The sequence below is a fragment of the Tritonibacter scottomollicae genome (assembly GCF_003003215.1).
GTDB lineage: Bacteria > Pseudomonadota > Alphaproteobacteria > Rhodobacterales > Rhodobacteraceae > Epibacterium > Epibacterium scottomollicae.
Genome location: NZ_PVUF01000016.1, coordinates 30,000 through 54,403, shown reverse-complemented (window position 1 = coordinate 54,403; position 24,404 = coordinate 30,000). Strand labels below are relative to the sequence as shown.

Here is a 24,404-nt window from a genome sequence, read left to right as displayed (position 1 = left end):
CACTGGACGACTCTGGGGACAAGCTGTGGATAAGCATGTAAACCTCCTGAAGCTTTCGGTCGGCACCGAAAGCGTCGAGGGGCTGATGGATTGGCAAGCCAGCTATGCGCAACGCTGGGCTGACGGATTGCCGCGCCATGTCACGCGCATGTGGCCGAAACGCGAGGACGAGATCCTCAACGGCGGCTCGATCTACTGGGTTATCAAGGGGATGATCCAGTGCCGCCAGCGTATCCTGCGCATGGATGAGGTGCGAGGCGAGGACGAGATCCGCCGCTGCGCCATTGTGCTCGCTCCAGAAGTGCGCCGCACCAACACCGCCCCCAAGCGCCCCTTTCAGGGCTGGCGCTACCTGAAACCTGAGGACACCCCGGCAGACCTGCCCGAGGGGCGCGACCAGGAAGAGGCCCTGCCTGTTGAACTGTCGCAGGCTCTGGCCGAAATTGGGGTGCTCTGAGCCCAAGATCTGAACGCCGCCACTCCGGACCTGCCGTACTTCCCCCTGAGACGTTCGTGCCAAAAGAAAAGGACTGCGAGAACGCAGCCCTTCATCTTTTCACAAATATCTCGGAGCGCGAGGCAGAGCCTCGCATCCCCCTACCCGTCGAAACGATCCAGCAGAGCCTTCAGCACCGCCTTGTCCTCGGGCGAACATTTGGCCACCCGGCTGCGCCACAGGGTGGCCTGGCTGCGCAACACCAGACCGTCCGACAGGATCTTCAAATGGTTGGCACGCAGGGTCTCGCCGGTGGAGGTGATATCAGCCACCATCTCGGCGGTCTCGTTCTTCACCGTGCCTTCGGTGGCGCCCTGGCTGTCCACCAACTGGTAATCCGCAACCCCCGCATCGGCGAGGAATTCGCGGATCAGCCGGTGATATTTGGTGGCAATCCGCAGCCGGTGGCCATGGGTGCGGCGGAAGGCGGCAGAGACCGCGTCCAGATCCTCCAGCGTGTCCACATCGATCCAGAACTGCGGCACCGCCAGGATCAGGTCCGCTTCACCAAAGCCCATTGGCTCCAGCTCCTCGACCTGCTGTTCCCAGCGCGGCAGCTTCTCATGCACCAGGTCGGTGCCGGTCACCCCGAGGTGGATGCGCCCGGCGGCCAGTTCGCGCGGGATCTCGCCCGCCGAGAGCAGCACCAGATCGACGCCCTCCACACCCTCGACCGCGCCTGCGTATTCACGATCAGACCCGGTCCGCGACAGGGTGATGCCGCGCTTGGCAAACCAGTCGAAGGTCTTCTCCATCAGCCGTCCCTTGGACGGCACGCCCAGCTTGATGCTCATGTCCGGGCCTCCCCTTCCAGCGTCAGGATCAGATCGGGGCGGATCACGCCGCCCACAGCCGGGATCTCGTCCCCCTGCCCCAACAGCCGCGTCAGCGCGTCATAGCGCCCGCCAGTGGCGATCGGCGGCAGATCCGGGCGGCGCTCGGCGTAAAACCCAAAGACAAACCCGTCGTAATATTCCATCGAGGTGCGCCCATAGGCGGCCTCGAAATCAAGCCGGTCGACATCGATGCCCCGGGCCCGCAGCGCCGAGGCCCGCGCCTCCAGCCGGTCCAGCGCCGGCAGGATCGACGGTAGGTCCACCGCGATGTCGCGCATTTGCTCCAGTGCATAGGGAATGGTTTCGCGCACCGCCAGCAAGGCTTCGAGTGCGGCCATCTCATGCTCAGCGATCGGCGGCGCAGCGGCATCCCCCCGCAGGGTCTCGATACGGGTGTCGATCTCCGCCGCCCGGCGTTTTCCTATTTCCGGCGCAGAGCCGGTCAAAGGGCCGGAGGTCGACAGCAGTTTCTTGCGGCTCTCGGAGATCGGTGTGCGGCCTGCAAACCGGTCCAGCAGCGCGCGGAACCGGCGTGGTCGCCAAATGTGACGTCGCAACGCCGCCTTGCGCACCTCGGTGGTTTTCAGCCCTTCGACCGCCGCCATCAGGATACCGATGTCGCCGGTCGCCACGCGCAGCTCAAGACCACGTAGCTGCAGGTGAAACAGCGCAAAGACCTCCGCATCCGCATCCGCCGGATCGGTGCGGTCAAAGACCTCATAGCCGACCTGGACAAATTCATTGGCGCGATCCGGGTCATGCTCCTGCCGGCGGAACACTTCGCCAGCGTAGGTGTAGCGCGCCGGTTCCGCACCGCCTTTCATGTGCATCTCGACCACCGGCAGCGTGTAGTCGGGCCGCAGCATCTGCTCGCCGCGCAGCGCATCCGAGGTCACATAGGCGCGAGCGCGGATGTCCTCGCCATAAAGGTCAAGCAGCGTGTCGGCATTCTGCAGCAGGGGCGGGTCGACGACCACGCCCCCCGCCACCTCAAAGCGCTGACGCAACAGCGCCGCGCGGGCTTCGATCTGGGAACGGTTGGGCATAGTCAGCCCTCCTGATCTTTGGCTTGGCTGGCGAGGATGTCACGCACCTTAGCAACCAGCTCCGTGCGGGGCACTTCAAACTGGCTGGGGCGTTCCTTCCACTCTTCCAAGGTGGCGCTTTCGGCGAGTTTGGCCCCGAGGATCAGATCCTTGATCTGGATCACACCGCGCTCCTTCTCATCGCCGCCTTCGATCACCGCCACCGGTGAATGACGCTTGTCTGCGTACTTCAGTTGGTTGCCAAAGTTCTTCGGATTGCCGAGGTAGACCTCTGCCCGAATGCCCTCAGCCCGCAGCTCGGCAACCATGGACTGATAATCCGCCATCCGGTCGCGATCCATCACCGTGACCACCACCGGGCCGGTCGGCGTGGCCGACAGACGGCCCTTTTCACGCAGCGCCGCCAGCAGACGATCAACCCCGATGGACAGACCCACCGCAGGGACTTCCTGACCTGTGAAGCGTTTGACCAACCCGTCATAGCGCCCGCCGCCCGCAACCGAGCCGAACTGGCGTTTGCGGCCCTTCTCATCGAAGATCTCGAAAGTCAGCTCCGCCTCGAACACCGGGCCGGTATAATAGCCAAGCCCGCGCACGATCGAGGGGTCGATCAGGATGCGATCATCGCCATAGCCAGCGGCGGCAAACAGCGCGCCCATTTGCTCAAGCTCTGTAATGCCCTCCTGCCCCACCTTGCTGTCGCCGACGGCCGCGCGCAGGTTGGTCATGGTCTCGGCCACGGTGTCGCCCTTCGATGTCAGGAAGGCCAGCACCGGCTCTGCCTGCTGCGGTTCAAGCCCCACGCCATCGATATAGGCGCCAGAGGCATCCAGCCGCCCCTTGCCCAACAGCTCGCGCACGCCGGTCTCACCGACCTTGTCGAACTTGTCGATGGTGCGCAGCACGTCGTCGCGCTTGGGATCGTCCTCAGCAAGGCCCATGGCCTCCAGCACACCGTTCAGCACTTTGCGGTTGTTGACGCGCACCAAATAGTCACCACGCGGAATGCCGACCCGTTCCAGCGTGTCCGACAGCATCATGCAGATCTCGGCATCCGCCGCCATCGACGCGGTGCCAACAGTATCGGCATCGCATTGATAGAACTGGCGATAGCGGCCCGGACCGGGCTTTTCATTGCGCCAAACGGGCCCCATAGCATAGCGGCGATAGGGATTGGGCAGCTCGTTGCGGTGCTGTGCGTAAACACGCGCGAGGGGCGCGGTCAGGTCATAGCGCAACGCCATCCAGTCGCCCGGCTTGCCCTCGGGGTCGTTCTCATCAGCCTCCTGCCAGGCAAAGACACCGGCATTGGGGCGATCCACATCGGGCAGGAACTTGCCAAGTGCCTCGACCGTCTCGACGGCGGAGGATTCCAGCGCATCGAACCCGTAATGATGATAAACCTCCGCAATGGCGGCCAGCATATGCGTGCGCTGGGTCACCTCTTCGCCGAAATAGTCACGGAATCCCTTGGGCGTGATCGCCTTGGGACGGGGCTGCTTCTTGGCTTTGGCCATTGTGGCCTCCTTGCGGGTGGTTCTCTCGGATGAGCGTCTAGCCCAAGGGACCTCTGACAGCAAGGTGCGAGGGCCTGCCCCTGCCCCATGGACGGCGGCCTGCGCCCGCGTTACATCAGCCCCGACACAGGGAGATCCGCGCCATGCAACACCTCGAAGAACAGATCGCCTATCTGACCCGTACCGTGGACGAGCTGAACGGGATCGTGACCACCCAGCAGGCGGACATCGACGTGCTGAAACGCCGCGTGCAGATGCTGATGGAGCGCGAGGCCCAGCGTGAGGCCGAGGGCACCGGCGGCGCCGTGTTCGGGGATGAGCGGCCGCCGCACTATTGACGGCGCGACATGCTGCTGGTCGAGCCACCGCCACCCGGCATTAAATCACCCGTGGGCGTGGCTTCCTGATCTGTGACCAAGACCCTGTCTGACCCGTGCCCAAGCCCAGCCCCAAGAGCCAGGCTGGCCATAACGCACGGCGATTGATCTTGTCATCTGGCGTGAAACTTGGCCATGATTTTAGATAAATTAACTCGATCACAGAAACCGCTGCGCAAGGAGACAAGATCCATGGTGCCCTCCGTTAAAACCCTACTGTCCATTTCGCTGATGGCCAGCCTTCCGATGGTGGCCTTGGCAGATCCGAAACCGCGCAACGCGCGTCCGGCATCTGCGCAGAAAGTCATCAACACCTACTCAGGCAAGACCGACCTCTGGGAACAGGGCTGTCAGGGCGGAATTTACCTGTCCCCAAACAAACGAGCGCGCGCTTGGTGTTCAGAAAACAGCGACAGCATGGCCGCAGGAACTTGGAGCGTCTCTCAGGATGGCACCCTGTGCCAGAACCTCACCTGGTTCTGGTCCGAAGGTGCGAACGTCGGCAGCTCGGTCTCAGAACCTCTTTGCATTCAGCATGTTATCAACTCTTGGGGGGTGATGTATCGTCGCTGGCCGGGCGGATCCGAGTGGTGGCCGATGACCAACTCCAACAGCAGCCTGAGACGCGGCTACGTCTACCAGTCGGATGTTGCGAAGGCCCGCGACAAGATCGGCCTCTAATCTGACGAACGCCTCGGGTCGAGGCCTCCGCCTCGATCCGCATCCGTCAAGGTTTGGGGCGCGACCCATACTGAGCAATGGGTCTGAAATACCTCAGCGGATTGAACGCATCTTCTATCGGCTTGATCGCAGCATTTGCGTGCGGCCATTCAAAGACCAGCGTTGGCTTTAAGCGCAGATCAAAGCGCAAAAGATCAGATGAAACTGATTCTCAGGCCGCGCCGGCGCATCAAAAGCACGGCGACAAACCTCAAAAATAGTCCGGATTGTCGCCGATTAAGACACGATCCATAAGGGGGCCACAAGTTTCTGATAGGCCGGGTCGCCCCCCTCAGATTTCCTCCACATCCATCACGCCCTCAAGGCTTTTGAGCGCGCCCTTGATCTGCGGATTGATCGGGAACATCTGGCCGAGGTCCATCTCCACATCACCGGGCAGGTTCGGGTCCTGCAGGTAGACGTAGATCTCTCCCGGGCTGGCGTTCCTGGCCGCTTTCTTGGCGTCCTCAAGGACCGTGGCCACCGTCCCCACTGCCGCCGCGCTTTCCAGATAGACCCGCAAGCTGGAGCGCCCGGCATCAGCAATCGCGGAGTCCACTGGCCCGGCAGAGCGCATCAGCAATTTCAGCTGGTCGCTCTCCATCGTTGCTTCGGCGGTGATCACCACCTTGGAGCCGGTCTCCAGATGGTCGCGGCTTTTCTCCAGCACATCGGAGAAGATGGTGACCTCATAGGCGCCGGTGGTGTCCGATAGCTGCGCAAAGGCAAAGCGATTGCCGCGTGCGGATTTGCGCTCCTGACGGCCCGCCACCACGCCGGCCATCTTGGCCATGAACGGGCCGCGCTCGGCCTTGGCCATCACCTCGTCCAGGGTCATAACATCTTTGCGTTTCAGCGCTGGCATATAGTCATCAAGCGGGTGGCCGGTGAGGTAGAAGCCCACCGCCTTGAACTCCTCGGACAGGCGTTCAGCTGGCAACCAATCCGGCACGCCTGCCATGCGCGGCTCGGGCAAGTCGTCCCCGGCCTCGCCAAACAACGACACCTGGTTGGAGTTCTTCTGTTCCTGAATGGCCGCGGAATAGCTCACCAGCCCTTCAAGGCTCTCGAACACCCGGCGGCGGTTGCTGTCCAGCACGTCAAAGGCCCCGGCCCGTGCCAGCATCTCCAACGGGCGTTTACCGACGCGTTTCAGGTCCACCCGGCGGGCAAAATCATAAAGCGTCACGAAGGGTTGATCGCCGCGCGCCTCCACGATCAGGTTCATCGCATCGACGCCGACGTTCTTCAGCGCACCCAGCGCATAGATCAGCTCTCCCTCGACCACATCGAAGGTGGCAAGCGAGCGGTTGATGTCCGGCGCCGCATAGGGAAGCTTCAGCCCCTTCTTCACTTCCTCGAAATAGACCGACAGTTTTTCCGTCAGATGGATATCGCAGTTCATGACCCCGGCCATGAACTCCACCGCGTGGTTCGCCTTCAGCCAGGCGGTCTGGTAGGACACCACCGCATAGGCCGCCGCGTGCGATTTGTTGAAGCCGTAGTTGGCGAATTTCTCCAAAAGGTCAAAGACTTCCGAGGCCTTCTTCTTGTCGACGCCATTCTCCGCCGCGCCCTTTTCGAATTTTGGGCGCTCGGCGTCCATCGCCTCCTTGATCTTTTTACCCATGGCGCGGCGCAGCAGGTCGGCGCCGCCAAGCGTATAGTTCGCCATCACCTGGGCAATCTGCATCACCTGTTCCTGATAGACGATGATGCCCTGGGTTTCCTCGAGGATATGGTCGATGAGCGGGTGCACCGACTGGATCTTGCGCTGCCCGTTCTTGACCTCGCAATAGACCGGAATGTTCTCCATCGGACCGGGACGATACAGCGCCACCAGCGCCACGATGTCCTCGATACAGTTGGGTTTCATGCGCTTCAGCGCGTCCATCATGCCGGTGGATTCCACCTGGAACACCGCCACCGTCTTGGCCCGCGAGTAGAGGTCATAGGTGACCTCATCATCCAGCGGAATGGCGTTGATGTGGTTCTCCGCCCCCTCTGCCGGCTCGAACAGCTGCGTGCCATCGGCGTTGATGTGCAACGGGCGCCCGGATTTGAAGATCAGCTCCATCGCGTTCTGGATCACGGTCAGCGTCTTCAGCCCGAGGAAGTCGAACTTCACCAGGCCGGCCTGCTCCACCCATTTCATGTTGAACTGGGTCGCCGGCATGTCGGAGCGCGGATCCTGATAGAGCGGCACCAGCGCATCCAGCGGCCGGTCGCCGATCACCACACCGGCGGCGTGGGTGGAGGCATTGCGCAACAGCCCCTCGACCTGCTGGCCATAGGTCAGGAGCCGGTTCACCACAGGCTCGTTGCGGGCCTCTTCCGCCAGTCGCGGCTCGTCCAGCAGCGCCTTTTCGATCGACACGGGCTTGACGCCCTCGACCGGGATCATCTTCGACAGGCGATCCACCTGACCAAAGGGCATCTGCAGCACCCGGCCAATGTCGCGCACCGCCGCCTTGGACAGCAGCGCACCAAAGGTGATGATCTGCCCCACCTTGTCGCGGCCATATTTCTGCTGCACGTATTTGATCACCTCCTCGCGGCGATCCATGCAGAAGTCGATGTCGAAGTCGGGCATCGAGACCCGTTCGGGATTGAGGAAGCGTTCGAACAGCAGGCTGTAGCGCAGCGGGTCAAGGTCGGTCACGGTCAGCGCATAGGCCACCAGCGAGCCCGCACCGGAGCCCCGCCCCGGCCCCACCGGAATGCCCTGCTCCTTGCCCCATTTGATAAAGTCGGCAACGATCAGGAAGTAGCCGGGAAAGCCCATGCCCTCGATGATATCCAGCTCGAAATCGAGCCGTTCCTGATATTTCTCAACCGAAACGGCATGCGGGATCACGGCCAGTCGCTGCTGCAGGCCCTCGTTGGCCTGACGGCGCAGCTCGACCACCTCGTCATCAGCGAACTTCGGCAGGATGGGATCGCGGCGATAGGTCATGAAGGCACAGCGCTGCGCGATCTCAACCGTGTTCTCGATCGCCTCGGGCAGATCGGCAAACAGCGCGATCATCTCTTCCTGGCTCTTGAAGTAATGCTGCGCAGTCAGGCGGCGGCGCGGCTCGGCCTGATCGACATAGGCGCCCTCCGCGATGCAGATCAGCGCGTCATGCGCCTCATACATCTCGGTTTTGGGGAAATAGACGTCATTGGTGGCGACCAGCGGCAGCTCCAAGGCATAGGCCATCTCCACTTGGCCGCGCTCGGTCAGGGTTTCCGCCTCGGGCTGGCCGTCCTCGCCCGGATGGCGTTGCAGCTCCACATAAAGGCGATCCGGGAACATCCCCTTCAGCCGCCGCAGCAATGCCTCCGCCGCCGGGCGCTGGCCCTGTTGCAACAGCTTGCCCACCGGCCCGTCCGGCCCGCCGGTCAGGCAAATCAGCCCGCCCGCGTTGGCCTCCAGCTCCTCCATCGAGACCTGAGGCAACTGCCCGCCGGTTTTGACATAGAGACAGGAGGAGAGCTTCATCAGATGCTCATAGCCTTCCTCGCTCTGCGCCAAGAGCACCACCGGTGCGGGGAACTTCGGCTTCTCGCCCGGCTCGCTCTTCTCGAATGTCAGATCGACTTGACAGCCGACGATCGGCTGAATGCCCGCGCCCGATAGCGACACCGAGAATTCGAGCGCCGCGAACATTGAATTGGTGTCGGTGACCGCGATCGCTGGCATGTTGTGACTTTTGCACAGGTCAGGCAGTTTTTTCAGCCGCACGGCCCCCTCTAGCAGAGAGTATTCCGTGTGGGTGCGCAGGTGAATGAATCGGGGAGAAGCTGTCATGGCGCGACCCTACTCGCGCCCGTTGCCGCAGGAAAGATCAGATCGCATGGCAACCGACCGTCGCGTATGCAGTTCTGCCCAACCTATGCCAAAGCGACGCGCGCCACGCGCTGGCGCGTCACCGAGACGTCTTCGAGGCCATGGGCTACGCCAGCGAATGGCAGGCAAAGCAGGTTCGATGAACCAGATCAGACCGTGTATAATTCAAAACAACATTGGGAAAGATGGTGGGTCGTGAGAGGCTCGAACTCCCGACATCTTCGGTGTAAACGAAGCGCTCTACCAACTGAGCTAACGACCCGGTGAGCGGGGATTTAGTGAATACGCGCGAGAAGTGCAAGAGGGCATCTACCGCTTTTTGCAGAAAATGTGAAACCCGTCAGTGCAGCACGGTTTCCGTGCCGTTTTCCAGAACATAAACACAGCCCTGCTCATTGGGCAGCGCCGCCATCTCATCCTGCTCCAGACCGCAGATGATGCCGCGCAAGACCTGCCCCCACAAACCGTGCGCCACAAGCACGGTTGGCACCTCCAGCCGGCGCAGCAGACCCAACACCCGGCCGTGGAACTGCGCATAGCCCTCGCCGTCCGGGGCGGCACAAAAGAGATCCAGATGGGTTTGCACCCGAGCGTCGATCTCGGGGAACTCTGCCGCGATCTCCGCGCGGGTCCGCCCCTCAAAACGCCCAGCCTGCACCTCGGCCAGATCCGGCTCCGTAACAAAACGGTGGCCGCCAAGGGCGATCCCTGCGGTCTGTTGCGCCCGGCGCAGCGGCGAAACCAGGCAAGGCGGCGCCTCTTGTGCGAGGATCGGCGCCATCAGCACCGCCTGTTGATGCGCCTGTGCAATACCGAGATCCGTCAGGTCCGATTCCAGCTGCCCCTGCACACGGCCTTCGGCATTCCAGACGGTCTGCCCATGGCGCAGAAACCAGATCTTTGGAAAGTCACGCATCGTCATATCCTCGTAAACAGCTGATCCAGACAGGCTGCGTTTCGGATAGCATGTGGTGAGGCATATCACCACTGAACACTAACATCTCAACGTGACCGGCACGTTCTGTAGTGAATATCCGGCCCGCGCCTCGCTTCAGCGCATGGATCACTCTTGGGCGGACAACCGGCTCGACAGCAAATCACCGGACTCATCGAGGATCGGATAGCCCGCCATGGCGAAGGATGTGTTGACCTGCTTCAAGATACGCAGCGTCTCCTGGTGAATGGCGCTGGTTTCAATACTCTCGCTCACGCCCTCGCGCAGCCGAGAGAGATGTTTGCTCTGCAGGCGCTGTTCGGCGGTGCGGATGCTTTCCTTCTCGGCGACCAATTCGCGGGCATCGTCCGGGTTCCGGGTCATCATGACTGTCAGCGCCAGTTGCACATTGGCCTGAATACGATCCATGAAATCACCGATTTCCTGCTTGCCACTCTTGGAAAAGCAAATCCCCTCGCTGGACAGTTTACGGGCCAGTTCGATCATTTTCCTGGAGACCTGATCCGCAGCGGCTTCGAGATTGGCCGCCAGAAGGGACGCCTCGATCGCGCCGTTGACCGCGTTGTCATCCAGCTTGTGACGGTTCATCCCCGCAAGATAAAGCTTCAGATCAAGATGCATACGCCGCAGCGCTTTTTCATCCTCCTGGATCGCAGTCGCCACCCGGTCATCCCAGGTTTCGTAAAGCCCCATGGCGGCGACCAGCATCTTCTCGATGACCTCCCCCATCCTCAGCAGCTCTCTGGCGGCGCAATTCAGGGCGCGCGGCGGATCTTCAAGCGCCGCCTGATCCAATGCGCTAAGCCCACGACCAAGGGTTTGCGTGCTCTGGTCTCGCATCATCTGCTCGCTCAGCTTTGCGATCAGCCCGGCGATGGGCAACGCCAGAACGCAGAGCGCAAGATTGAACGCAAGGTGCAGGTTCATCACCTGAACAGCGGCGTCCTGACCCAGCCAAGCCGGATCAAACACCTGAAAGCTGAGCGCGAGCAGCACGGCAATCGCGCCCCCGCCGCGCAAGACCAGATTGGCAGTCACGATCCGCCGGGCCCGCACGTCAGCGGCAAGCGTCAACACAAAGGCGATCATGGCACCACCGAGATTGGCGCCCAGCACCATCGCCATCGCAGCCATCGGCGGCAAGGCGCCCTGCGCGACCATGGTGACAAACAGCAGGATCGCCGCCACGCTGGAATGCACCACCCATGCAAAAACCGCGCCAAGCAGAAACGCCGTAAGCAGATCGGAATCGAGATAGCCGAGGATCGCCACCGCCCCCTCGCTCTGGATGATCGGCGCTGTGGCGGTGCGCAGCATATCAAGCGAAACGAAGATCAGTGCCAATCCGATCAGGATACGGCCTGTTTGACGCAGTTTGCGCTGATTGCTGCGCAGGAACAGGACCACCCCAAGCAGCAAAAGCGCCGGCACCAGGACCCCAGGACGTGCCAACAGGATCTGCGCCACAAGAGCCGACCCGAGGTCGGCCCCCAGCAGCATCGCCACACCGACTGCGGCTGTCAAAACGCCCTTGCTGGCAAAATTCGATACCAACATCGCAACGGCAGTGGAGCTTTGCAGCAACATCGCGGACAGCATTCCTGACACAGCGGCCAACACCCGGTTGTCGGACGCACGGCGCAACCCCTGCCGCAACTGCGTGGCAAAGGCCCGCTCCACCCCGGTGCGCACCAAACGCACCGCCCAGAGCAGCAGTGCGGCCGCCCCTGCGATCTGTATCAAAAATGCCGTCAATCCAGTCTCCCATCCTCAGGTTTCGACCCGGGACGCCAATTTCCCGGCAGTGTTGCGATACTAGGTCGTCGAGACAATCCAGCTCGGTCGAATTGCGCACCTCGTGATGTAGGGAGCGACATCCTGACCGCTGAACAGACCGTGATCCGTGATCAGAACGGAGCCGATACCAGCCGCCGCGCCCCCCAACACATCTGTATGAAGCGTATCGCCTACCATGGCGACCCGATCCCGCGATACCCCCGGCAGGCGCGCCAGCGCAATTTCAAAAGCGTTTCCAAACGGTTTGCCAAAGAAAGCAACTTGCCCCCCCGTACGCTCGATGATCTCATGGGCAATCAGGCCGGGCTCCACCGACAGCCCGTCCTCTCGGGGGGCGACAAGATCGGGGTTTGCAACAATCAGCGGCCTCGGGTTGTCCAGCAGCGCCTCTGTCAGTGCGGTGGTGTCCGCCGCGCTCCAACGGGCGGAGGACAGGAGCAAGAAGCCCCCCGCATTGCGCAACAGATCCGGATCATCAGACAGATGTTCAATCCGCGCACCGACGGAGGCATCACTGAAGTCATCCCCCTCGGCAGCAGCAGCGGCCCAGACCTGCCCTCCGGGAAGCTCCGGCAGCGCGGCAAAGGCCACATCGCGGCTCGACACCACCTCGGAGGCGTCAAAATCAAAGCCGAGCCGGTGGTATTTGGCCAGAACCTCCGCCCGTGTGTAGCTGGCCGCATTGGTAAGCACGACCAGACGCTTGCCCAGCGCCCGCAGCGCTGCCATCCGCTCGACTGCACCTTCAATCGCGGTTTCGCCCCGGTTCAGCACCCCAAACGCATCAAGGATATAGGCATCGTAATCGTCGACCGTATCCCCCAGATCGTGTCCGGACCGAGAGGTCAACGGAAACTCCGCCTCGGGCAGCGTCGCCCGGACGCTCTCATATCTGTCGAATGCCCACTCGGTGCCGATCATCATGCCTCTCCCTTTCATGTCCCAGCCCACCAGTTCACGAACCGGGCTGCGCAGGACGCAGCGCAGGTCTGGTGCCAGCAGGATACGCAGCACGCGTCTCGGTTGACCGATTGCACTGGCGTGGGCACCCGCCTCAATTTGCGCTTCGATATCGGGAAGGGTCTACACGGTCCAGACAGAAACGGGCGGTCCCACCTCTTCCACCGCCCCCAGGTCCGATGACACCGCCCGGAACGAACCTTCCCAGCTGCCGCCTCCCATCCCACCAAGAGACACTGGCACATCCGCGGCGAATGTGGTCCAAGACCCTGGCTCGGGCGCAGCGCTGGTCCCGTCAGATGCCGCGCCCCACCCCTGCGACCTGCGCAGGTCGCCATATCAAAAACTGCCACAGGACAGACAGAACAGAGATGACACCCAACACATTGATACTCAAAGATGACGGTGCAATCTGTGCTCCTACGCTCGCCAGCTTCCTGACCAACCGCGCGGACGCGTATCTTAAAAGCACCGCACTCGCGCGTCTGCTTGAGGTCATCGCGGATGCCAGCGCACCTTTGGCGACCCGTCTGGCTCAGGGGCGGCTGTCGGGCGATCCGACTGCAACGGTCGGGGTGAACGAGTCCGGTGACAAACAGAAGGCGCTCGATATGGGCGCGCATGATCACTACCTGGCGGTATTGCAGGAGTGCGACGTGGCACGCGTGCTGTCGGAAGAGAGCGATGACGTCATCACCCTGAATGCGGACGGGCAATTCGACGTTGCGATGGATCCCATTGATGGCTCTGGCAGTATCGGGATTGGCGCACCTCTGGGCGCTTTGTTCTGCATCTTCGACGCAAACGACAGCATGCTACGGTCGGGTCGAGACATCCTGGCCGCGGCCTATGTCTCCTTTGGTCACAGCGTTGATTTCGGGTTCAGCACCGGATCGGGCACCCATATCGCCACATGTGATCCGGTCACCGGCGTGTTCCATGTCGACAGCCCGGATGTGAAGATTGCCCCGGCCACCTCGACCATCGCGTTCAACGCTTCCAATCTGCGACGCTGGCCGCAGCCCTTGCGGGACTATATCGACGCGCTTCTTGCCGGACGCGAGGGGCCGCGAGGTCGCGACTTCAACATGCGTTGGATTGCCGCCGCCGTGGGTGATCTGCACCGTATTCTGCGCAAGGGCGGCGTGTTCATGTACCCGGCGGACAGCCGAGCCGGATATGAGGGCGGTTTTCTGCGCCTCGCCTATGAGGCCTTTCCCATCGCGTTTCTGATCGAGCAGGCCGGAGGCAAGGCAACAGACGGGGTGACCTCGATCCTGGATCGCACCCCGGACAGCCTGCACGCGCGTGTCCCGCTGTTTTTCGGGGCCGCCGAAGAAATCGACACCCTCGCAGAAGCGCTCGCCCCCGGAACCCAGACCTAGATCCCGCGTCTGGTGGCGCGTTGGCGCATGCCGCCGCCCCCCCAGAGGTCAGGCTATCTGACCAAGGGATGCGCCGAAACGGTGCCCTGCCAGATCCGATATCCGTTCAAGTTCCGCTTGTAGTGTTGCGCTCATTTCGTGCATGACATTTCAAACAACCTCAGAAGGTGATCTGTACAATGGACTATGGGACGTCGGGCGGCCCCAAGACGGGCAAGAAAAACCCACGCCACACCGAGCACAATGCCAAAGGCTCCAAGGAGAACCCATTTGGTCAGCGCCCGTCAAAGGCGGACCTCTTGGCGCGCATGAAGGCCACAGCAGAGAAGAACAAGCAAAACGCGACAGTAGAGCGCTAAGCCTCTGCAAAGAGCGCTGCGCTGATGGCACAGCGATCCCGGCCTCAGACCGATGGTGCGGCGTGAAATCTCTTGGGCGGACCCATCTCGCGTCCGCCCTCGTCAGCCAACACAGCAAAGGCGCGGCGCATGCCTGTGCTCATCAGCGGGCGGCATCCATGATGCGCCTCAACTCTTCCTCGTTGAGGCTCACCGGATTCGCCTTCATCGACGACGAGGATGCCGCCGCCTTGGCCGCCGCTGCCCTCATCTCCGCATCAATACCGAGCGCATCCAGCCCCGGCGCCCCTTGATCGCGCGACCATTCCGCAAGTGACACGAAGGCTGCATCAGAGCGGCAGCCCAGCGCCTGCCCAATCCAGCCCCGAATGTCCTCCAGACGCGCCGCGGTTCCGGCATCCGCATAGGACGCATTGGCTGCAAGCCCATGTGGCAGCAGCGCGCCACAGATAGCACCATGCGCTGCGTCAGACAGACCGCCAAGCGGCCCCGCAAGCCCGTGCACCACACCAAGACCTGCATTCGCCAGCGCCAGCCCGCCACACAGCGAAGTCCAGGCCATCGCGTCCCGCGCTGCGGCGTCCTCGCCCACCATCAGGCGCGGCAGTGCCTCCAGCCCGGCCGGAATTGCGGCCCGGCACAGGGCGTCGGTCATCGGGTTGGCGCGTGTGCAGATGTAGGGCTCGATCACCTGCGTGATTGCATCCAACCCTGAGGCCAACGTGACATGGCGCGGACAGCCGTCAGTCAGGCTGGGATCCACAACCGCCATGCGCGGCAACATCCGTGCATCCCTCAGGCTGACCTTGCGCTGCACGTCGGGCACCGCGATCACCGCGTTGCGCGTAACCTCTGCTCCGGTGCCTGCGGTGGTCGGGATCGCCACAAACGGCAATGGCGCGTGATCCAGCGGCAGCCCCTGCCCGACCACTTCGAGATGGTCGATCAATGGCCGGGACGCCGGCACCAATGCAGCAATTGCCTTGCCCGCATCGATCGCCGCGCCACCGCCCAGCGCAACCACGGCCTCGGCACCCTTCGCGCGTGCCAGCTCGACACCAGCGGCAATCATGTCAACGTCCGGCTCCGACGCCGTTGGACAAAGCGTGACGACGCAGCCCGCGCTCTGCAAGGCAGAAACAAGCCATGCCGCCCGCTGCACGGTCGCGCCGGTCACCAGCAAGATGCGGCTGCCCAGCGCGGCCATGTCGGGAACCGCCCGGAGTGCCTCGCCCCGTCCAAAACGAATGGCTCCGGCGGTGGCAAACGCAAATGCAGGCAATTCCCCGGACATTCAGACCTCCAGATCCGCGATCATCATTACGGCATTGGCCGCTTCTTCGCCCTTCTTGACGAAATGCTGGTGGTAAAAGCCCAGATGCTCTTCGCTCGGCTGGAAATGATGCGGCGTCAGCGACACGGAGAACACCGGCACTCCGGTATCCATCTGCGCACGCATCAATCCCTCGACCACGCTGGCGGCAACAAAATCATGGCGATAAATACCGCCATCGACCACAAGCGCCGCACAGACCACCGCGTCGTATTTGCCACTCGCCCCCAGCTTCTTGGCCAGCAGTGGCATTTCAAAGGCGCCGGGCACGTCAAAGGTATCCACCTCTGCGGCCCGTCCCGCCTCATGCAGACGTGCATTGAAGCCGACCAAAGATTGATCGACGATATCGCTGTGCCAGCGGGCCTTCACGAAGGCGATTTTGAGTGTGTCAGTCATAGAACCATCCTGTCTTGTTCAAATGGTCCCAAGGCATTTCGTACCCGGCCACAGGGGCCCTGGCCACCTGCGACTGGTTCTCTACCATCCGGACTTTAACCGTCGGCTCCGGAATTCCACCGGTATCTGCTGACCCTGCCACATGGCAGGCGCTCGCGGGCTGTCACCGCCGGTGGGGAATTTCACCCCGCCCTGAGAACAAAATCCTCATGGCGGGTTTTGCCCTCGAAGACAAGCCCTCCAAAAACGGACCGCAAATTTCAGAGGTCACAGGCGCCTGATCTAATCACGCCAGTATCTATATGCGGCGCTTGGACCGTGATGCTCTCGGCAATTTGCAGGATCACCCGCCAGTCTCTGCTCTGGCTCCCCCCAAAAAAGCCATGTCCATCGCGCCTTAGTCAGAGGGGGTGCCCTCAATACATCTCGGTCATTCAGCGGGGCGAGATGCTTGGTGTCGCCCGTTGCACCACCACAAAGAGGACTTTCGGGATTGATTGCAGAGCACTTAGTCCACATCAGGCGGTACGGAACGGCGACGGGCGAGCACCGGAAATGTCGCGCGCGACAGGATCTCCCCAGTCTCGGTAATCACCAGCCGGAACGCCCGGTCCGCGCGATAGAACGTCACCCGCATGCGCCCGGCATCCTCTGCGACGCCGGTCTCGCTCTGACTGGTGATGGTGCCGTCGCGCATTTCTTGCCGCACCACGTCCGGCGCGATCCCGAATGCCTTGGCCACAAGGGTTGCATCAACAACAACCCCTGCCTCGGACATCGATACCTCTGCCATGTCTGATCTCCTTGTCGCGACGGGCGACGCGCGCGTCGTCGCCTGCGTGGAAGCGATGCACAATGATACTCTGACATTTCATAAGTTAAAGCGCACGCCTGCACGGCATCCCGCCGCTCAACCTGACTTTAGTAAGGCGGCATATTTTGGATCGAAACTCCGGCTGATCGGTTCGGCAGCCGCCCCAAGCGCCACGGTCCAGGGATCCGAGAGACCAACCAGGATCTGCCGCTCTCGATCAGGTCCCAACAAGCTATTGGTCCGCTCGACAAGCGCCTTGATCATTTCTTTCGGAGCGGTGCCGCACAGGATTACGGCCTGCGGATCCAAGGTGAGCTGCACGATATTTGCAACCCAGGCGAGATAACCGGCAGATTGGTCGAGCCACTCTTCAACGCCCGGATGTTTGTTCCGCAGCAGGGTTGTGATCCGCGCAAATATGTCCGGCGCAGAATGGTTCACGCCAAATCGCGCGCAAAAGCCGCCCAGAGAGAGCAACTGTTCAAGAATATCAGTCGTCAACTGGCCAGGCTTCATGCAGATCATACCAATCTCACCTGCATTTCCGCGCTCTCCGTTGTAGACTTCTCCGTTGATGATCAGGCCCGCGCCAAGCCCGTAGCCGAGGTAGATGCACACCGCATTCTGCTTGCCATGGGCCTGGCCGGTCAGCTTCTCCGCCATGGCCGCCGCCGCCGCGTCGTTCTGTAAATTGACGGACAATCCGGTCGCGGCTTCAAGGCGTTCCACCAACGGATATTTCTGCCAGAAGGCCATGGTGAATTCTTCGGTGGAAACTCCGGCCTGCGGGCCAAATGGTCCGGGCATCGCCACCCCCAGCCCCACGATCCGCTCCATCGAATTCGGATGGCGTTGCTCCAATTCGTCGCGTGCGCCCTGCACGAGCTGAGCCAGCTCGATCATTCCCGCCCCCGGATCACCGGTCGAAACCGCGACATCACGCCTGACCTCGACCTCACCGACAAGGTTCACGATGACGCATCGAGCCACATGCCTGTCGATCTGCAGCCCGACGGAAAATGCTCCCAACGGGGCGAGCGCATAAGGAATTGCCGGCTTCCCGCGCCCCTCAAGGACGGCTTCCTGCGCAGCAACCAACCCCTCCTTTTCCAGATCTTCGATGATGTTGGACAATGTTTGCTTGGCAAGCTTTGTCGCCCGCGCCAGGGCTGCCCGCGACAGGGCACCATTGACCCGGATCGCGTCGATCACCACGCGCCGGTTGTGGACACCAGCGGCGCCTGAAGACGTTCCAAACATGGCGTGAATCTGAGGTACAGGCTGCTTCATCAAAAATACATTGACAGCTGCGGAGTGCTTCTGCAAGCATTAAGTCCACTACTTGGACTTAATAGCCGGATGAGTCAGCCCAGGTACTTTGGCGCAGTGGACGCAACAAAACCGGAAGGGGTCGGGCCTGCCCGACGTCGTGATATCAACAGGAGTGAACCAATGACTTTGAAACTTCGGGCGGCCCTTATGGCTGCAACCGCACTTTGCGGCACATCCGCAATGGCCGAGACCACATTGAACGCGCTGTTTATGGCTCAGGCAGCCTATAGCGAAGACGATATCCGGGCGATGACCGCAAGCTTCGAGAGCGCCCATCCGGACGTGAAGATCAACCTGGAGTTTGTTCCCTACGAAGGGCTGCATGACAAGACCGTGCTGTCTCAGGGTGCTGGCGGCGGCTATGATGTCGTATTGTTCGACGTCATCTGGCCTGCGGAATATTCCGAGAACGGGATCCTGCTCGACGTGAGCGACAAGATCACCGAGGACATGAAAGCCGGTATCCTGCCGGGGGCCTGGACCACCGTGGACTACGACGGCAAGAGCTACGGCATGCCCTGGATTCTCGACACCAAGTATCTGTTTTACAACAAGGACATGCTGAAACAGGCCGGGATCGACACCCCTCCCGCAACCTGGGCCGAATTGCAGGAAGACGCACAGACAATCAAGGATGCTGGCCTCGTCGACCATCCGATCGTCTGGAGCTGGGCACAGGCCGAAGCCGCTATTTGTGACTATACGACCCTGCTCAGTGCCTTCGGCGGCGACTTCCTGAAGGAGGGTGCGCCGGAATTTCAGACCGGCGGTGGCCTTGATGCGCTGCACTACATGGTCGACAGCTTTAAATCAGGCCTGACCAACCCCAATTCCAAGGAATTCCTCGAAGAGGATGTCCGCAATGTGTTCCAGAACGGAGACGCGGCCTTCGCGCTCAACTGGACCTACATGTATAATCTCGCCAATACCTCCGAAGAGAGTAAGGTCGCAGGCAACGTCGGTGTTGTACCCGCGCCGGGCGTTGAGGGATCTTCCTCCGTGTCCGCGGTGAACGGTTCCATGGGGCTTGGTATTCCGAGCACCTCCGAAAACCCTGATCTTGCATGGGATTACATCGTCCACATGACGTCGCAGCCGGTGCAGGACACCTATGCCAAACTCAGCCTGCCCATCTGGAAGTCCTCCTATGAGGACACGGCGGTCACCGCCGGTCAGGAAGAGCTGATCGACGCCGCCAGCAAGAGCCTTGCCGCGATGTACCCGCGCCCGATGACTCCCCGCTATCAGGAGATGTCGATGGCGCTGCAACAAGGCATTCAAGAAGCGCTTCTAGGCATGGCATCGCCCGAAGACGCCCTGCAGGGTGCTGCAGACAACAGCGGTCTCTGAGATCGCATATCGCGGGGCGCGCCAGACGCGCCCTGCCACTCCGGTCTGCCCAGATCCCCTTCCCCCTACCATAGGCTGATCTTATGTTTTCAGAACGCATGTCTCCGCGTGCCCTATTGTTGATGCTTCCCCTTGTGCTCGTGATGATCGCAGTCATCGGCTGGCCGTTGGTTGATACCATCCGACTGTCGATGACTGATGCACGGCTGGCCGGCACCAGCGGCGAGTTCATAGGCGCCGACAACTACACAAAAACGGTATCCAGCCGGAACTTTCAGTCCGCGTTCTGGGCAACAATGAGGTTCAGCGTCTGGTCGGTTTCGATCGAGCTTGTCCTCGGCGTTCTGGTTGCGCTGCTGCTCAATCAACGGTTCTACGGCCGCACGCTCCTGCGGGCCCTCATGATCCTGCCCTGGGCCCTCCCAACAGTGGTCAACGCCACCCTGTGGCGGCTGATCTACAACCCCGAATACGGCGCGCTCAATGCGCTGCTGACCCAGATCGGCATGCTGGACGCCTATCGGTCGTGGCTGGGAGAGCCCAGCAGTGCGATGACCGCGCTGATCGTGGCCGATGTCTGGAAGAACTTTCCGCTGGTGGCACTGATCGCACTGGCCGCCCTGCAGGCCGTACCAAAGGACATTCGCGCGGCCGCCATTTCCGACGGCGCCAACGCCTGGAAACGCTTTCGCTATGTCATCATGCCTTATCTCATCGGGCCGCTGATGGTGGCGCTAGTCCTGCGCACCATCGAGGCTTTCAAGGTGTTTGACCTGATCTGGATCATGACCCGAGGCGGACCGGCAAACTCCACCCGCAGCCTGTCGATCCTTGTCTACCAAGAGGCATTTGCCTTTCAACGGGTTGGCTCAGGCGCATCACTTGCCCTGATCATCACGCTCATCATTACCGTTCTGGCCGTGGCCTATCTCATGATCATGCGTCGCTTTGCAGGAGAGGCCCGCTAATGGAACATCAATCCCGCTGGTTCCGCCTGTTCATCCACCTGATGGCTCTGCTTGTCGCGCTGATCATCCTCATGCCGCTTGCCTGGTTGTTCGTGATGAGCATTTCCTCCAATGCCGATCTCTCCGCAAAGCCCCTGCGCTGGTGGCCGAACGAGATCGACATCTCGCGCTATGCGACATTGTTTGATCGCTCTGACAACAGTGCGGGTCAGGCCTTCATGGCCTCTCTGTTCAACAGCATAAAGGTCGCCGGCATGGCCACGATCGCCGCGATCATGGTCGCAATCCCGGCGGGCTGGGCGCTGTCGCGCAACCCCAGACTGGGCTGGGTACTGGGTGGTATCATCGCGACCTACATGCTGCCGCCGGTCGCCCTGTCCATCCCGCTGTACTTCATTCTGGCGAAATTCGGACTTCTGAATAACGTCTTTGGGCTGGGGCTTGTGTATCTCAGCATTCTCGCGCCCTTTGTGACCTGGCTGCTGAAGTCCGGCTTCGACCCGATCCCGAAAGATCTGGAGCGCGCGGCCGCGATCGACGGGGCACGTCTGGACCAGATGCTGCGGATCGTGATCCTGCCGCTTGCCATGCCCGTCATCGCCACGGCAACCATCTTTGCCTTTCTGCTGGCGTGGGATGAGTTCTTCTACGCGCTGCTGTTCACATCAAACCAGGACGCCAAGACGCTGACAGTCGCCATTGCCGACCTCGCCGGAGGGCGGGTGTCCGACTACGGGCTGATTGCGACCGCCGGGGTCATTGCCGCCCTGCCGCCGGTGTTGATCGGCATTCTCATGCAACGTTCCCTGATCTCGGGGCTTACCAACGGAGGTGTCAAAGGATGACAACCCTACTTGAACCCCAATCTGACTTCATGACCACGATACACGCCGAAATGGCGCGGCAGATGACCGACAGCCGCGATAGTATTGCCCAATCGGGCGACATCGCCGTCGACATCGCCGAGGCAATCCGGCGCACCGGGCGGCTGATCCTTCTTGGCATGGGGGGCTCTCATGCAGTCGGCCGGGCCCTTGAACCCAGTTACCGCGCGCTTGGCATCGAGGCGGTTGCCCTGCCCTTGTCGGAGCAGCTGGACAGCCCATTGCCACTCGATGGATGGACGGCGATCGTGACCTCTCAATCCGGCGAAAGCGCCGAGGTCCTGCGCTGGTTCTCCGAAGGGCACGCCCCAAAGGACGCCTTTGGTCTGACAATGGAGGGCGCCTCCTCTCTCGCCGGGATCGTCCCCTGCCTCGTGGGCGCCGGCGGATCGGAAATTCCCTTTGCCGCAACCCGCTCCCTCACCGTGACACTGGCATTGCATGCCGCGGTGCTTCAGCATCTCGGGGCAGATCTCGCGCCGGTGATCGCAGCCATGTCACAAGCCACCGCGCCGGACATGCAGAAGGCGATCAGCCATTTCGCGAATGTCCGCGCCATCGTAACCTCGGGCCGCAACCAACAAGGCGTGGCCGAGGCCATTGCTCTGGGTCTGACAGAGTTGTCGCGCCTGCCCTGCTTCAGCCTTGAAAGCGGACAACTACGGCACGGCCCCGTCGAGATGCTCCACCCGGATGTCGGGGTCGTCATGTTCCGCGCCGCTGATCCTTCCGCGACATATGTGACGAACCTTGCGGAATTTGTGGTGCGCGAAAGTAAATCCCCGCTGATCATATTTGATGCCTCGGATCTGCCACCTGTCGATGGCGCACATATGATCTCTTGCCCAACGGGCCATGGGCTTGCCGCGTGTTTCACCCTCCTGTCGGCTGCACAGAAATTCATGGTCGATTTCGCCGCCGCACGCGTACCCGACGTCGGAACCCCGCAGCGATGCTCCAAGGTAACAAAGGTTGAATGACGATGACGCGACCGCTTGCAACGGTAGGCAACGTGAATGTTGACCTGATTCTCGGCCCTATCGCGCCTTGGCCGACCCCCGGCACAGAGGTTCTCTGCGCCGATGATGACCTGCGCGTCGGGGGAAGTGCCGGCAACGCCGCCCTCGCATGGCAGGCCATGAACGTGCCGTTCCAATGTGCCGCCAATACCGGCAACGATCACTTTGGCGACTGGCTTCGAAAAGGGTTTGGCCCCGGCGCCCTGAACTGGAGTCGAACAAACGGTCCCACAACCCTGTCCGTGGGCATCACGCATCCAGATGCGGAACGCACTTTCTACACCACCATGGGGCACCTTCCTGAACTGGACTGGCCACAAGTGGACGCGCAACTCGACTGGGCGGCGCTCTCTGGCGGGATATTGCTGTTGTGCGGGTGCTTTCTGACTGAACGTCTGGCCGAACACTATGACGCTCTGTTCGACCGGGCCCAGGACGCCGGCGTCAAGGTTGCGCTGGACACCGGCTGGCCCCTGCCGGGGTGGACCACGGACGTCCGCCACGCTGTCGAGGGCTGGGTCGCGCGCAGCACCATCGTTCTGCTGAACGAGATCGAGGCCACCAACCTGACCGGGCAGGATGACGCATCCGGCGCGCTTGATGCCCTTGCCCAACGCCTGCCGCAGGACGGGATTGCGGTGATCAAGTGCGGGCCGCGCGGGGCCATCGCCTCACATCACCGTCAGACCTTTGTCGCCAGCGCCCCAAAGGTGCGTGTTCAGGACACCATCGGCGCCGGAGACGTGTTCAACGCAGCCTTCCTGGCCGAGCTGGCCAAAGGCGCAGAGATCGACATCGCTCTGACGGCCGCGGTTGGCGTTGCCTCCACGGCGATCTCCACCAACCCGCGCGTCTATTCTGAAACCTCCCCGCAGGAAGTCCCAGCATGAGCACTCTCGAACTTCGTGAAATCCGCAAATCCTACGGCACGCTTGAAACGCTGAAGGGCATCAACCTCAATCTGGAAAGCGGCGAGTTTCTGGTGCTGCTCGGAGCTTCGGGCTGTGGAAAATCAACGCTGCTGAGCATGATTTCCGGCCTCTCGGACCCCACCTCTGGCGACATCACCCTCAATGAACGCAGGCTCAACGGCGTTCACCCCAAGGACCGCGACATTGCGATGGTCTTCCAGTCCTACGCGCTCTATCCGAACCTCTCGGTGGCGCGCAACATCGGCTTTGGGCTGGAGATGCGCGGCATCGACCGCTCCACCCGGGAAAAGGCCGTGCTGGAAGCGGCAAAGGTCTTGCAGGTCGACCACCTGCTCGACCGGAAGCCCGGCGATCTGTCCGGCGGGCAGCGGCAGCGGGTTGCGATCGGGCGCGCGCTGGTCCGCAAGCCAAAGCTGTTTCTGTTTGACGAGCCATTGTCCAACCTCGATGCAAAACTGCGGCTGGAGATGCGCAGCGAATTGAAGCGCCTTCACCAGATGCTCGGCGTCACCGTCGTCTACGTGACCCATGACCAGATCGAAGCGATGACTCTGGCCTCGCGTATCGCAGTCATGCGGGGTGGGTGCATCGAGCAGCTTGGAACACCGGAGGAGATCTACAACCGACCGGCCTCGCGCTTCGTGGCAGAGTTCATGGGCTCTCCGCCGATCAATATCCTCGCGACGCAACAGACGGAACGCGGTCTGGAAATCGCGAGCGGCGCCGCTGTCCTAAAGGACCTCCGCCCCACCGATCCCGTTGTTGTCGGCATTCGTCCCGAAGCCCTGAAAACACAGGCATTTGACGGGGCGATCACTCTCTCAGGCACTGTCGATCTGGTTGAGCTGACGGGCCCTGAACAGATTGTCAGCGTGGCCCTCAATGACACGCGTGTGACGGCCACGCTGCCTGCCGACCTGCCTCTGGCCCTCGGACAAGACATCGACCTGTTTGTCGAACCCAACCGCATTCTGACCTTCGACGCCAACAGTGGCGACCGGGTCGAGTGTCTGCCGCACTAGCGCCACCTCGGCCAAGCCGCGCAGGTATTCGCCGTCAGCGCGTCGCTGAAAGCGTTTCGTTTCCATGCGAA

At 61.7% G+C, this 24,404-nt stretch carries 22 protein-coding genes, 1 tRNA gene and 1 riboswitch; of the genes, 11 read left to right on the top strand and 12 right to left on the bottom strand.

Annotated features, from left to right (window positions below):
* Positions 1–25 precede the first annotated feature (25 nt).
* Positions 26–457, top strand: a complete 432-nt coding sequence (locus tag CLV89_RS18535) for a DUF1489 family protein (RefSeq protein ID WP_106165151.1) — start codon at positions 26–28, stop codon at positions 455–457.
* Between the two features lie 140 nt (positions 458–597).
* Here CLV89_RS18535 and hisG read toward each other — a convergent pair whose 3' ends face one another.
* Genes hisG through hisS form a run of 3 tightly spaced genes read right to left on the bottom strand, consistent with a single transcriptional unit; the run spans position 598 to position 3,895 of the window.
* Positions 598–1,290: an ATP phosphoribosyltransferase gene (hisG, locus tag CLV89_RS18530; protein ID WP_106165150.1), complete on the bottom strand. Its 693-nt coding sequence runs from the start codon at positions 1,288–1,290 to the stop codon at positions 598–600.
* The gene (locus CLV89_RS18525; RefSeq protein ID WP_106165149.1) at positions 1,287–2,378 is read right to left on the bottom strand and encodes an ATP phosphoribosyltransferase regulatory subunit; all 1,092 of its coding nucleotides are present in this window, start codon (positions 2,376–2,378) and stop codon (positions 1,287–1,289) included. Before CLV89_RS18525 ends, hisG begins: the two co-directional genes overlap by 4 nt.
* A gap of 2 nt (positions 2,379–2,380) precedes the next feature.
* Positions 2,381–3,895: a histidine--tRNA ligase gene (hisS, locus tag CLV89_RS18520; protein WP_106165148.1), complete on the bottom strand. Its 1,515-nt coding sequence runs from the start codon at positions 3,893–3,895 to the stop codon at positions 2,381–2,383.
* A 143-nt stretch (positions 3,896–4,038) separates the two neighbouring features.
* Here hisS and CLV89_RS18515 point away from each other — a divergent pair, with 143 nt between their 5' ends.
* Positions 4,039–4,233 carry a SlyX family protein gene (locus CLV89_RS18515; protein WP_106165147.1) on the top strand — a complete coding sequence of 65 codons (195 nt, stop codon included), beginning with the start codon at positions 4,039–4,041 and terminating at the stop codon, positions 4,231–4,233.
* A 231-nt stretch (positions 4,234–4,464) separates the two neighbouring features.
* Entirely contained in the window at positions 4,465–4,953 is a 489-nt protein-coding gene (locus tag CLV89_RS18510) for a DUF995 domain-containing protein (protein WP_106165146.1), read from the top strand.
* A gap of 331 nt (positions 4,954–5,284) precedes the next feature.
* On the opposite strand, the gene dnaE is transcribed toward CLV89_RS18510, so the two are convergent.
* The 5 genes from dnaE to CLV89_RS18485 all read right to left on the bottom strand — a co-directional run bounded on the left by dnaE (position 5,285) and on the right by CLV89_RS18485 (position 12,497).
* A complete protein-coding gene (gene dnaE, locus CLV89_RS18505; protein WP_106165145.1) occupies positions 5,285–8,785 on the bottom strand; it encodes a DNA polymerase III subunit alpha in 3,501 nt (1,166 codons plus the stop codon).
* Between the two features lie 225 nt (positions 8,786–9,010).
* A tRNA-Val gene (locus tag CLV89_RS18500) sits at positions 9,011–9,086 on the bottom strand.
* A gap of 78 nt (positions 9,087–9,164) precedes the next feature.
* Positions 9,165–9,740 carry a histidine phosphatase family protein gene (locus CLV89_RS18495; RefSeq protein ID WP_106165144.1) on the bottom strand — a complete coding sequence of 192 codons (576 nt, stop codon included), beginning with the start codon at positions 9,738–9,740 and terminating at the stop codon, positions 9,165–9,167.
* 147 nt (positions 9,741–9,887) lie between these two features.
* Positions 9,888–11,534 carry a Na/Pi cotransporter family protein gene (locus tag CLV89_RS18490; protein WP_106165143.1) on the bottom strand — a complete coding sequence of 549 codons (1,647 nt, stop codon included), beginning with the start codon at positions 11,532–11,534 and terminating at the stop codon, positions 9,888–9,890.
* Positions 11,535–11,594: 60 nt separating this feature from the next.
* Positions 11,595–12,497 carry an HAD-IIA family hydrolase gene (locus CLV89_RS18485; RefSeq protein WP_106165170.1) on the bottom strand — a complete coding sequence of 301 codons (903 nt, stop codon included), beginning with the start codon at positions 12,495–12,497 and terminating at the stop codon, positions 11,595–11,597.
* 410 nt (positions 12,498–12,907) lie between these two features.
* Between CLV89_RS18485 and CLV89_RS18480 the strand changes: the two genes are divergently transcribed.
* Both CLV89_RS18480 and CLV89_RS18475 read left to right on the top strand, forming a co-directional pair.
* A complete protein-coding gene (locus tag CLV89_RS18480) occupies positions 12,908–13,921 on the top strand; it encodes a class 1 fructose-bisphosphatase (RefSeq protein ID WP_106165142.1) in 1,014 nt (337 codons plus the stop codon).
* A gap of 179 nt (positions 13,922–14,100) precedes the next feature.
* Positions 14,101–14,280 (top strand): hypothetical protein, encoded by a 180-nt coding sequence (locus tag CLV89_RS18475; RefSeq protein ID WP_106165141.1) that lies wholly within the window; start codon positions 14,101–14,103, stop codon positions 14,278–14,280.
* A gap of 142 nt (positions 14,281–14,422) precedes the next feature.
* Here CLV89_RS18475 and CLV89_RS18470 read toward each other — a convergent pair whose 3' ends face one another.
* The 4 genes from CLV89_RS18470 to CLV89_RS18455 all read right to left on the bottom strand — a co-directional run bounded on the left by CLV89_RS18470 (position 14,423) and on the right by CLV89_RS18455 (position 18,086).
* Positions 14,423–15,574: an iron-containing alcohol dehydrogenase gene (locus CLV89_RS18470; protein ID WP_106165140.1), complete on the bottom strand. Its 1,152-nt coding sequence runs from the start codon at positions 15,572–15,574 to the stop codon at positions 14,423–14,425.
* Positions 15,575–16,012, bottom strand: coding sequence for a 6,7-dimethyl-8-ribityllumazine synthase (locus CLV89_RS18465; RefSeq protein ID WP_106165139.1), 438 nt, complete (start codon positions 16,010–16,012; stop codon positions 15,575–15,577).
* 72 nt (positions 16,013–16,084) lie between these two features.
* A riboswitch (FMN riboswitch) is annotated at positions 16,085–16,216 on the bottom strand.
* 304 nt (positions 16,217–16,520) lie between these two features.
* On the bottom strand, positions 16,521–16,805 hold the full coding sequence (locus tag CLV89_RS18460) for a DUF6522 family protein (RefSeq protein ID WP_106165138.1): 285 nt from the start codon (positions 16,803–16,805) through the stop codon (positions 16,521–16,523).
* Between the two features lie 117 nt (positions 16,806–16,922).
* Positions 16,923–18,086, bottom strand: a complete 1,164-nt coding sequence (locus CLV89_RS18455; protein ID WP_106165137.1) for an ROK family protein — start codon at positions 18,084–18,086, stop codon at positions 16,923–16,925.
* A gap of 192 nt (positions 18,087–18,278) precedes the next feature.
* Between CLV89_RS18455 and CLV89_RS18450 the strand changes: the two genes are divergently transcribed.
* From CLV89_RS18450 to CLV89_RS18425, 6 genes are all read left to right on the top strand, one after another.
* Positions 18,279–19,508, top strand: coding sequence for an extracellular solute-binding protein (locus CLV89_RS18450; RefSeq protein WP_106165136.1), 1,230 nt, complete (start codon positions 18,279–18,281; stop codon positions 19,506–19,508).
* A gap of 143 nt (positions 19,509–19,651) precedes the next feature.
* Positions 19,652–20,476 carry a carbohydrate ABC transporter permease gene (locus tag CLV89_RS18445; protein WP_243395073.1) on the top strand — a complete coding sequence of 275 codons (825 nt, stop codon included), beginning with the start codon at positions 19,652–19,654 and terminating at the stop codon, positions 20,474–20,476.
* Positions 20,476–21,321, top strand: a complete 846-nt coding sequence (locus CLV89_RS18440) for a carbohydrate ABC transporter permease (protein WP_106165134.1) — start codon at positions 20,476–20,478, stop codon at positions 21,319–21,321. Before CLV89_RS18445 ends, CLV89_RS18440 begins: the two co-directional genes overlap by 1 nt.
* Positions 21,318–22,340 (top strand): SIS domain-containing protein, encoded by a 1,023-nt coding sequence (locus tag CLV89_RS18435; protein ID WP_106165133.1) that lies wholly within the window; start codon positions 21,318–21,320, stop codon positions 22,338–22,340. The genes CLV89_RS18440 and CLV89_RS18435 overlap by 4 nt, the downstream gene beginning before the upstream one ends.
* Before the next feature lie 2 nt (positions 22,341–22,342).
* Positions 22,343–23,269 carry a carbohydrate kinase family protein gene (locus CLV89_RS18430; protein WP_243395072.1) on the top strand — a complete coding sequence of 309 codons (927 nt, stop codon included), beginning with the start codon at positions 22,343–22,345 and terminating at the stop codon, positions 23,267–23,269.
* Positions 23,266–24,333: an ABC transporter ATP-binding protein gene (locus CLV89_RS18425; RefSeq protein WP_106165131.1), complete on the top strand. Its 1,068-nt coding sequence runs from the start codon at positions 23,266–23,268 to the stop codon at positions 24,331–24,333. Before CLV89_RS18430 ends, CLV89_RS18425 begins: the two co-directional genes overlap by 4 nt.
* The last annotated feature ends 71 nt before the right edge of the window (positions 24,334–24,404 follow it).

Bases quoted from the DNA above. Each gene is read 5' to 3' on its own strand.
- CLV89_RS18425 (WP_106165131.1), top strand. From the start codon at position 23,266: ATGAGCACTCTCGAACTTCGTGAAATCCGCAAATCCTACGGCACGCTT.
- CLV89_RS18475 (WP_106165141.1), top strand. From the start codon at position 14,101: ATGGACTATGGGACGTCGGGCGGCCCCAAGACGGGCAAGAAAAACCCA.
- CLV89_RS18450 (WP_106165136.1), top strand. From the start codon at position 18,279: ATGACTTTGAAACTTCGGGCGGCCCTTATGGCTGCAACCGCACTTTGC.
- CLV89_RS18515 (WP_106165147.1), top strand. From the start codon at position 4,039: ATGCAACACCTCGAAGAACAGATCGCCTATCTGACCCGTACCGTGGAC.
- hisG (WP_106165150.1), bottom strand. From the start codon at position 1,290: ATGAGCATCAAGCTGGGCGTGCCGTCCAAGGGACGGCTGATGGAGAAG.
- dnaE (WP_106165145.1), bottom strand. From the start codon at position 8,785: ATGACAGCTTCTCCCCGATTCATTCACCTGCGCACCCACACGGAATAC.
- CLV89_RS18455 (WP_106165137.1), bottom strand. From the start codon at position 18,086: ATGTTTGGAACGTCTTCAGGCGCCGCTGGTGTCCACAACCGGCGCGTG.
- CLV89_RS18465 (WP_106165139.1), bottom strand. From the start codon at position 16,012: ATGACTGACACACTCAAAATCGCCTTCGTGAAGGCCCGCTGGCACAGC.
- CLV89_RS18435 (WP_106165133.1), top strand. From the start codon at position 21,318: ATGACAACCCTACTTGAACCCCAATCTGACTTCATGACCACGATACAC.
- CLV89_RS18495 (WP_106165144.1), bottom strand. From the start codon at position 9,740: ATGCGTGACTTTCCAAAGATCTGGTTTCTGCGCCATGGGCAGACCGTC.
- CLV89_RS18480 (WP_106165142.1), top strand. From the start codon at position 12,908: ATGACACCCAACACATTGATACTCAAAGATGACGGTGCAATCTGTGCT.
- CLV89_RS18445 (WP_243395073.1), top strand. From the start codon at position 19,652: ATGATCGCAGTCATCGGCTGGCCGTTGGTTGATACCATCCGACTGTCG.
- CLV89_RS18470 (WP_106165140.1), bottom strand. From the start codon at position 15,574: ATGTCCGGGGAATTGCCTGCATTTGCGTTTGCCACCGCCGGAGCCATT.
- CLV89_RS18525 (WP_106165149.1), bottom strand. From the start codon at position 2,378: ATGCCCAACCGTTCCCAGATCGAAGCCCGCGCGGCGCTGTTGCGTCAG.
- CLV89_RS18430 (WP_243395072.1), top strand. From the start codon at position 22,343: ATGACGCGACCGCTTGCAACGGTAGGCAACGTGAATGTTGACCTGATT.
- CLV89_RS18485 (WP_106165170.1), bottom strand. From the start codon at position 12,497: ATGATCGGCACCGAGTGGGCATTCGACAGATATGAGAGCGTCCGGGCG.
- CLV89_RS18440 (WP_106165134.1), top strand. From the start codon at position 20,476: ATGGAACATCAATCCCGCTGGTTCCGCCTGTTCATCCACCTGATGGCT.
- CLV89_RS18460 (WP_106165138.1), bottom strand. From the start codon at position 16,805: ATGGCAGAGGTATCGATGTCCGAGGCAGGGGTTGTTGTTGATGCAACC.
- CLV89_RS18510 (WP_106165146.1), top strand. From the start codon at position 4,465: ATGGTGCCCTCCGTTAAAACCCTACTGTCCATTTCGCTGATGGCCAGC.
- hisS (WP_106165148.1), bottom strand. From the start codon at position 3,895: ATGGCCAAAGCCAAGAAGCAGCCCCGTCCCAAGGCGATCACGCCCAAG.